This window comes from Streptomyces sp. NPDC001970 (genome assembly GCF_053594115.1).
Map to the genome: position 1 here is coordinate 133,890 of NZ_JBSFDW010000013.1, position 8,278 is coordinate 142,167.

An 8,278-nucleotide genomic window follows, 5' to 3' on the forward strand; every position below is an offset into this window, starting at 1 on the left:
CGTGTTCGCCAGGTGGTGCGGGGTGCTTCTCCGGCTGGTCCGGCTTTTTGGGGGCGGGCAGCTTCGCCTCATTGTGGGGTGCGGGGCGCAACTCCAGCCCGTCCGGCGTTTGAGGACGGACACTCGGGACCATCGGGCGGTACCGGCCACGACCCGCAACCCCGCCCGCCCGGTGGCACCGACTGCCTGCCAGGGACCCGCGCACCCGGTGGTGCCGGTCAGGGCCCGGCAGCCGCTCCGCGGGGCGGTACCGGGGCCCGGGGCGGAGCCCCGAGGAGGCGTCAGCCGCGGCCGATGTACGGCATCGTCGTCGCCATCACCGTCGCGAACTGCACATTCGCCTCCAGCGGGAGCTCCGCCATGTGAAGCACGGTCCGCGCCACATCCGCCGCGTCCATCACGGGCTCCACGGCGAGGCGGCCGTCCGCCTGAAGGACACCCGTCTGCATGCGCGCCGTCATCTCGGTCGCCGCGTTGCCGATGTCGATCTGGCCGCAGGCGATCCGGTACGGACGGCCCTCCAGGGAGAGGGACTTGGTCAGGCCGGTCATGGCGTGCTTCGTGGCCGTGTACGCGACCGACATCGGCCGCGGCACATGCGCCGAGATGGAGCCGTTGTTGATGATGCGGCCGCCCTGCGGGTCCTGGTCCTTCATCAGGCGGAAGGCCGCCTGGGCGCACAGGAACGAGCCGTTGAGGTTGACGTCCACGACGTGGCGCCACGCCTCGTAGGGGAGGTCCTCGAGCGGGACGCCGCCCGGTCCGAACGTGCCCGCGTTGTTGAAGAGCAGGTCCAGGCGCCCGTACCGATCCCGCACCGCGGTGAAGAGGGCCGTGACCTCGTCCGGTGAGGTGACGTCCGCGGGGACGCACAGCACGTCCGCGTCGTCGCCCGCCAGGGAGGCCGTCTCCTCCAGGGCCTCCGCGCGGCGGCCGGCGACGGCGACCGACCAGCCCGCGCCCGCGAGGGCCAGCGCCACGCTCCGCCCGATGCCCGAACCCGCACCCGTGATCACGGCACTTCTGTGCTCTGCCTCCATGGGCCCGCAGCGTACGGCAGAGACACGAACCCGGATCTCATCCGTCCGACACGCGGATGTTGTGTACCGGACAACCGTGTGACGTCACGCCCGACTCCAATGCGGCTGACAACAGTCGTATGGGAGGGGTACATGACACCCGAACGCCGACATTCCGGAGAATTCCGCGCCGCCGCACGCCACTTGGGCCGCCGTCGCTTCCTCACCGTCACCGGCGCCGCCGCCGCTCTCGCGTTCGCCGCCGACCTTCCGACCGCCGGGGCCGCGAGCGCCGCCGAGCTCGACCTCAGGAAGATCACCGAGAACCCGTTCACGCTCGGAGTGGCCTCCGGAGACCCGCTGCCCGGCTCCGTACTGCTGTGGACGCGGCTCGCGCCCCGACCGTACGAGCCCGGCAGCGGACTGCCGAACTCCCGCATCACGGTCAAGTGGGAGCTCGCCCACGACGACCGCTTCACCCGTGTCGTCAGACGCGGCCAGGCCACCGCCCACCCGGAGTTCGACCACAGCGTCCACGTCGAGGTCGCCAACCTGGACGCCGACCGCGTCTACTACTACCGCTTCCGCGCCGGCACCTGGATCAGCGCCACCGGGCGCACCCGCACCGCGCCGCGGGCCGGCGCGCGGATCTCCGAGCTGAAGCTCGCGGCCGTCTCCTGCCAGGCGTACCACGACGGCTACTTCACCGCGTACGAGCACCTCGCCGACGAGGACCTCGACGCCGTGTTCCACCTGGGCGACTACCTCTACGAGTACGCCGTCAACGCCGTCGGCGGCGCCCGCAACTACACCGACCGGCGCCTGCCCGCGCACTTCAACCGCGAGACCATCACGCTCGAGGACTACCGGCTGCGCTACGCGCTCTACCGCAGCGACCCCGACCTGGCCGCCGCGCACGCCGCGCACCCCTTCGTCGTCACCTGGGACGACCACGAGACCGAGAACAACTACGCGGACGACATCCCCGAGAACGACGTCCCGCCGGAGGAGTTCCTGCTGCGCCGGGCCGCCGCCTACCGTGCGTACTGGGAGAACCAGCCCCTGCGCAAGCCGCAGCAGCCCGACGGCCCGGACATGCAGCTCTACCGCCGTCTCCGCTTCGGCAGGCTCGCCCAGTTCGACATCCTCGACACCCGCCAGTACCGCTCCGACCAGGCGTACGGCGACGGCTGGCAGAAACCCGGGCCGGAGTCCGAGGACCCGGCTCGCACCATGACCGGCGAGACCCAGGAGCGCTGGCTGCTCGACGGCTGGAACGCGTCGAACGCGCTCTGGAACGTCGTCCCGCAGCAGGTCACCTTCGCCCAGCGGCGCGACGTCCCGCGCCCCGACTTCAAGCTCTCCATGGACGCCTGGGACGGCTACCCCGCCTCCCGCAAGCGGATCCTGGACGGCGCCGCGGCCGCCGGCATCGACAACCTTGTCGTGCTGACCGGCGACGTCCACGTCGGCTACGCCTTCGACCTGAAGCAGGACTTCGACGACCCGGCGTCCCGCACGGTCGGCACCGAGATCGTCGCCACCTCCATCAGCAGTGGCAAGGACGGTGCCGACAAGCCCGCGAACTGGGACAACCTCACCCAGGCCAACCCGCACATGAAGTTCTACAACGGCCGCCGCGGCTATACGACGGTCACGCTCACCACCGAGCACGCCCGCGCCGACTTCCGGACGGTCTCCGCGGTGACCACCCCCGGCGCGCCCCTCACCACGGCCGCGTCCTTCGTCACCGAGGCCGGAAACCCCGGTCTCACACCGGCATAGCCGCAAGCTCGCCGGGATAGCGGACGCCGATGCGGTCCCGTACCGCATCGAGCGTCCGCATCACCGCCAGCGAGCCGTCGAGCGGCACCAGCGGCGACTCCGTCCCGCCTGCCCGCAGACACCGCATCACCTCCGCCGCCTCGTGCCGCAACGAGTACCGGTCGTTCCCCGGCGCGTACTCCTCCGGCTCACGGCCCTCCCGGTGCAGCACGAACCGGTCCGGGTGGAAGAAGCCCCGCGGCAGGTCGATCCGGCCCGCCGAGCCGGTCACCGACGCCGTCATCGGCGTGTCCGCGAGGATCGAGCACGACAGCAGCGCCGACGCCCCCGACTCCCAGCCCAGCAGCATCCCCGTGTTCAGATCGACCCCCTCGTCCGAGAGCAGCGCATGCGCCTGGACGACATCCGGCTCGCCGAGCAGCAGGTGCGCGAACGACACCGGATACACGCCGAGGTCCAGCAGCGCCCCGCCGCCGACCGCCGGGTCCCGCAGCCGGTGGTCCGCCGCGAACGGACCGGCGAGACCGAAGTCGGCCTGGACCGTACGGACCTCACCGATCGCCCCCTCCCGCACCAGCTCCGCCAGCCGCCGGATCACCGGATTGCAGTACATCCACATGGCTTCCATCAGGAACAGCCCGCGCCCGCGTGCGAGCGCCACCAGCTCCTCGGCCTCGGCGGTGTTCAGCGTGAACGCCTTCTCGCACAGCACCGCCTTCCCCGCCTCCAGACAGAGCCCGGCGGCCGCGCGGTGCGCCGAGTGCGGCGTCGCGACGTACACCACGTCCACGTCCTCGTCCGCGGCGAGCGCCCCCCAATCGCCGTACGCCCTCGGTATCCCGAACCGCTCGGCGAAGGCCCGCGCCGAGGTGTCCGTGCGCGAGGCCACCGCGACGACCTCCGCGTCCGGCATCTCCTGCAGCTCGGCCGTGAACGCCGCCGCGATCCCGCCGGTCGCCAGCACACCCCACCGCACCGTGTCTCCCATGCCCTGCCCCTCGGTCATACGTGGAAAGGTCTCGACCACTTCGGACGAGCTGAGAGCATAGGGGGCGACGACAAGAAGCAGGAGCTGTTGATGCCGGAGAGCGGCCAGACCACAGGACACATATCCCACGCCGCACCGGCACCGTCCCCGACGTCGCCGTCGGCCGTCGCGCGTCGCGCCGGCCTCCTGGTCACGCTCGTCCTCGGCGGCCTCACCGCTCTTCCGCCGCTGTCCATGGACATGTACCTCCCGGCCCTGCCCGAGGTCACCGGCTCGCTGCATGCGCCCGCCGCCACGGTGCAGCTCACGCTCACCGCCTGCCTCGCCGGCATGGCACTCGGCCAGCTCGTCGTCGGCCCGATGAGCGACAGGTGGGGCCGCCGCCGACCGCTGCTCATCGGCATGCTCGTGTACGTCGCCGCCACCGCGCTCTGCGCTCTCGCGGTCGGCGCCGAAATGCTCATCGCCTTCCGGCTCCTCCAGGGTCTCGCCGGCGCCGCGGGCATCGTCATCGCCCGCGCGGTCGTCCGTGACCTGTACGACGGCGTGGAGATGGCACGGTTCTTCTCCACCCTGATGCTGATCTCCGGAGTCGCCCCGATCATCGCCCCGCTCATCGGCAGCCAGATCCTCCGGGTCGGCGACTGGCGTGGCGTCTTCCACGTCCTCACCGGGGTCGGACTGCTGCTCACCCTCGTCGTGTGGCGCTGGCTGCACGAGACCCTGCCGCCCGAGCGGCGGCACGGCGGAGGTGTCGGCGCGGCCCTGCACACCATGCGGGGTCTCCTCGCCGACCGCAAGTTCACCGGCTACATGCTGGCCGGATCGCTCGCCTTCGCCGCGCTCTTCGCCTACATCTCGGCCTCGCCGTTCGTCATCCAGGAGATCTACGGCGCCTCGCCGCAGACCTTCAGCCTGCTCTTCGGGCTCAACTCGATCGGGCTCATCGCGGTCGGCCAGATCAACGGAAAGCTGCTCGTCGGGCGGGTCAGCCTCGACAAGGCGCTCGGCTTCGGCCTCGCCGTGATCACTCTCGCCGCGGTGGCGCTGCTGCTGATGACGACAGGCGTCTTCGGCGAGGTCGGGCTCGTACCTTTGGCGGCAGGTCTCTTCGTTCTGATGTCCGCGATGGGCCTGGCGATGCCGAACACCAACGCCCAGGCGCTGATGCGCACCCCGCACGCCGCCGGCTCGGCCTCCGCGCTGCTCGGCACGTCCTCGTTCCTGATCGGTGCGATCGCATCCCCGCTGGTGGGGATCGCGGGCGAGGCGACCGCGGTGCCCATGGCCGTGGTGCAGCTCGTGTGTGCGCTGGGCGCGATGGCCTCGTTCGTCCTGCTGTGCCGCCCGTGGCGGCGTACGGATCACGCGGACCGTACGGATCACGCGGACCGTACGGATCACGCGGACCGTACGGACAAGGGCGGTGCGGACACGGACCGAGCCGACGGAGAGTCTCAGTCCGCGCGCGCGTAACCGATCAGATGCAGCCGGTCCTTCGCGTCCGTCCAGCGGAACAGCCCCACCCCTGACGCCTCGGTGCTCGGCAACCGGGAGTTGAGGGAGAGCGGCTCCGGCAGACCCGTCGCCAGATCGACCTCGTACGGGGTGCCACCGCCGGCCAGGGCCTCCGCCGCGCCACGGGTGTTCGTCGCCCCGTACGCCATGCCCTCGTCGGTCACCGTCGTCAGCGTCAACGGGTGGGTGCCGTCCGGCTCCTCGAAGCAGTACCCGGACCGCTCCTCCAGGTCGAAGGCGAGGTTCCCGGCGATCAGATAGCGGCCGTCGGGGGAGACCACGGCCTGCGGATACTCGCCCGGCTCGATCGCCGGCTTGTGGCACTCGGCCGTGACCAGCGCCTTCCCGGTCGCCGAGTCGTGCACGGCCCAGAGTTCATGGGTGGTGGCGCGCTTGGTCTTCGGCGCCTTCTGCCAGCGGACGAGCACCTGCCCCGAGGCGAGCGACGTCGGTACGCCGTAGGTGCGGTCGGCGCCGGCCGGGGCGACGTTCCGGCTGAACCAGCCGCCCCGCACCCAGAACTCCCTGGCCCCGCTCACCAGCAGGCCCTTCGCGGTCAGCCCGCGCACCTCGGTCAGCTGCCGGCAGGTCGTGCAGCCCACCGGGTGGCGCAGATCCTTCGGAGCGATGATCGTCACACCGCCGGTGACCGGGTCCACGACGGCGCTGCGCGCCCCGCCGTCGCCGATGAGGATGCCGGGACCGGTGCCGGAGACCGTCGGCGCGGTGGGCCAGGGAACCTCGACGCGCTGCCGTTCGCCGTCGACGGCGTCGTAGATGTCGAGCGAGACGAAGGTGCCGGACGGGGTGAGCGGGTCGCGTCCGGCCTTCCCGAACGACCAGGTGACGAAGAACTGCCGTTCGTCCTTGGTGACCGCGAAGAGCCGCGGGAAGTTCTGCGGGCCGGCCAGCGCGGACCTGGGCTCGTCCGCCCAGCCCGGCTTGCCCGTCGCGGCGTCCACGGTGCGCAGCCGGAAGTCGTCCTTCTCCCGTACGAGGTAGGCGATCAGACCGGTCTCGCGGGCGATGGCGTAGTCGGACGAGGTGTCCGGGAGCTCCCAGCCCCTGGCGGTGTCGTACGCGGGCGGGACGGTGAGTCTGGTCGCCGGGCCGGTGGTCCTGGTCGGCTTCTTCGGCTTGTCCCCGCCGCCCCTGGGCTCCTTGCCTGCGCCACCGCCGCAGGTGGCCAGCAGGAGGAGCAGCGCCAGTACGGCCACTCCGGCCACCAGGGCGATGCGCACGACCCGCTGTCTCATGGTCCCCCCGATGAGCACTGCCGTTGGACAACGGCCGTCAGACTAGCAACTGGCCACGTGGGCACAGAGGTTCGGTCCGGCGCCGCCGGGTGGCGAATTCCGGCCTAGAATTCGCCGGTGAACGCCACTCTCTCCGCCGCTCTCGCCGGACTGCTCGACGGTCTGCCGCAAGGTCGTCTCGCCCAGGCCGTGGACCGGCTGATCGCCAGCTACCGGGGGGAGACGCCGACGGACGCGCCCGTGCTGCGCGACCGGGCGGACGTGGCCGCGTACGCCGCGTACCGGATGCCCGCGACGTTCGAGGCGGTACGGTCCGCTCTCGCCGCGTTCAGGGCGGCGGCGCCCGAGTGGGCGCCCGCCTCGCACACCGACATCGGCGGCGGTACGGGCGCGGCGAGCTGGGCGGTCGCCGACGCCTGGCCGGAGAGCGACCGTCGCACCACCGTGCTGGACTGGGCGGAGCCCGCGCTGGCCCTCGGCCGGGAGCTGGCGGCCGCTTCGGACTCGCCCGCGCTGCGCGGCGCGGAGTGGCGGCGGGCCAGGATCGGCGCGGCGATGCGGCTGGAACCGGCGGACCTGATCACGGTCTCGTACGTCCTGAAGGAACTCGGCGACGCCGACCGCACGGCACTCGTGGAGCAGGCCGCGGCGGCCGGCCAGGCGGTGCTGATCGTCGAGCCCGGCACGCCCGACGGCTACGAGCGCGTCATCGAGGCCCGCGACCGGCTGATCGCGGCGGGCCTGCGAGTCGCGGCGCCGTGTCCGCACAGCGCCGCCTGCCCGATCGTGCCCGGCACGGACTGGTGCCACTTCGCGGCGCGCGTGAGCCGGTCGTCGCTGCACCGCCAGGTGAAGGGGGGTTCGCTGGCCTACGAGGACGAGAAGTTCAGCTATGTCGCCGCCACCCGCTTCCCCGCGACCCCGACGGCTTCCCGGGTGGTCCGCAAGCCCCAGATCCGCAAGGGCCAGGTGCTCCTGGACCTCTGCTCCACCGACGAGTCCCTCCACCGCACGACGGTCACCAAACGTCACGGCGACCTCTACCGCGCGGCCCGCGACACGGGCTGGGGCGCGGAGTGGCCCCCGTAGGGGCCGATGCGCGGCTCCCCCGCGGGGCCGGGCCCCCCGGCCCCGCGGGAGTCTGGGCCACGAGGGCTGACGCCCTGATCCCCCTGCGGCAGCTTCGGGCCGCGAGTCCCGGGACCGGCCCGATGTGCGCGGGCCCCAGCCCGCCGGGCTTCGGGTACGGCGGCACCCGCATCAGCCCACCCGGGTTCGGTGACGGCGGCGCCCCTTCGCGGCCTGTCCGGCGATTGCGGGCGGACACCCGGTCCGCCGTATGGCGGCGGCGCGCTGCCCTGCCCTACTCGGGCTTTGTGGGGGACTGCGCCGTCCTGGCCGCGTTCGGGCTTTGTGGGCGGCGGCGTCCACATCTCAGCTTGTCCGGTGTTTGAGGGCGGTATGCGGGTTCGCGGTACGGGGGGTGCGCCGTCCTGGCCGCGTTCGGGCTTTGTGGGCGGCGGCGTCCACATCTCAGCTTGTCCGGTGTTTGAGGGCGGCATGGGGGTTGGCCGTACGGGGGACTGCGCCGTCCTGGCCGCGTTCGGGCTTTGTGGGCGGCGTCCACATCTCAGCTTGTCCGGTGTTTGAGGGCGGTATGCGGGTTCGCGGTACGGGGGGTGCGCCGTCCTGGCCGCGTTCGGGCTTTGTGG

General features: G+C 72.1%; 6 protein-coding genes. 3 read left to right on the forward strand and 3 right to left on the reverse strand.

What is annotated here, in order from left to right; translation table 11 throughout:
* Nucleotides 1-281: 281 nt before the first annotated feature.
* Complete coding sequence (locus ACWCP0_RS18265) at nucleotides 282-1,040, reverse strand: SDR family oxidoreductase (RefSeq protein WP_451079804.1); 759 nt, start codon at nucleotides 1,038-1,040, stop codon at nucleotides 282-284.
* Between the two features lie 132 nt (nucleotides 1,041-1,172).
* Here ACWCP0_RS18265 and ACWCP0_RS18270 point away from each other — a divergent pair, with 132 nt between their 5' ends.
* Nucleotides 1,173-2,804 (forward strand): alkaline phosphatase D family protein, encoded by a 1,632-nt coding sequence (locus ACWCP0_RS18270; RefSeq protein WP_451079805.1) that lies wholly within the window; start codon nucleotides 1,173-1,175, stop codon nucleotides 2,802-2,804.
* On the opposite strand, the gene ACWCP0_RS18275 is transcribed toward ACWCP0_RS18270, so the two are convergent.
* A complete protein-coding gene (locus ACWCP0_RS18275) occupies nucleotides 2,791-3,810 on the reverse strand; it encodes a Gfo/Idh/MocA family protein (protein ID WP_451079806.1) in 1,020 nt (339 codons plus the stop codon). The two genes, ACWCP0_RS18270 and ACWCP0_RS18275, sit on opposite strands and share 14 nt — an antisense overlap.
* Nucleotides 3,811-3,882: 72 nt before the next feature.
* On the opposite strand from ACWCP0_RS18275, the gene ACWCP0_RS18280 reads away from it, so the two are divergent.
* Complete coding sequence (locus ACWCP0_RS18280) at nucleotides 3,883-5,268, forward strand: multidrug effflux MFS transporter (RefSeq protein ID WP_451079807.1); 1,386 nt, start codon at nucleotides 3,883-3,885, stop codon at nucleotides 5,266-5,268.
* Here ACWCP0_RS18280 and ACWCP0_RS18285 read toward each other — a convergent pair.
* Nucleotides 5,250-6,566, reverse strand: coding sequence for a hypothetical protein (locus ACWCP0_RS18285; protein ID WP_451079808.1), 1,317 nt, complete (start codon nucleotides 6,564-6,566; stop codon nucleotides 5,250-5,252). The genes ACWCP0_RS18280 and ACWCP0_RS18285 overlap by 19 nt on opposite strands.
* Nucleotides 6,567-6,683: 117 nt before the next feature.
* Between ACWCP0_RS18285 and ACWCP0_RS18290 the strand changes: the two genes are divergently transcribed.
* Nucleotides 6,684-7,655 (forward strand): small ribosomal subunit Rsm22 family protein, encoded by a 972-nt coding sequence (locus ACWCP0_RS18290; RefSeq protein ID WP_451079809.1) that lies wholly within the window; start codon nucleotides 6,684-6,686, stop codon nucleotides 7,653-7,655.
* Nucleotides 7,656-8,278: the final 623 nt, after the last annotated feature.

Excerpts from the sequence above, each read along its gene's own strand:
- ACWCP0_RS18280 (WP_451079807.1), top strand. The coding sequence starts at position 3,883 with ATGCCGGAGAGCGGCCAGACCACAGGACACATATCCCACGCCGCACCG.
- ACWCP0_RS18265 (WP_451079804.1), bottom strand. The coding sequence starts at position 1,040 with ATGGAGGCAGAGCACAGAAGTGCCGTGATCACGGGTGCGGGTTCGGGC.
- ACWCP0_RS18275 (WP_451079806.1), bottom strand. The coding sequence starts at position 3,810 with ATGACCGAGGGGCAGGGCATGGGAGACACGGTGCGGTGGGGTGTGCTG.
- ACWCP0_RS18285 (WP_451079808.1), bottom strand. The coding sequence starts at position 6,566 with ATGAGACAGCGGGTCGTGCGCATCGCCCTGGTGGCCGGAGTGGCCGTA.
- ACWCP0_RS18270 (WP_451079805.1), top strand. The coding sequence starts at position 1,173 with ATGACACCCGAACGCCGACATTCCGGAGAATTCCGCGCCGCCGCACGC.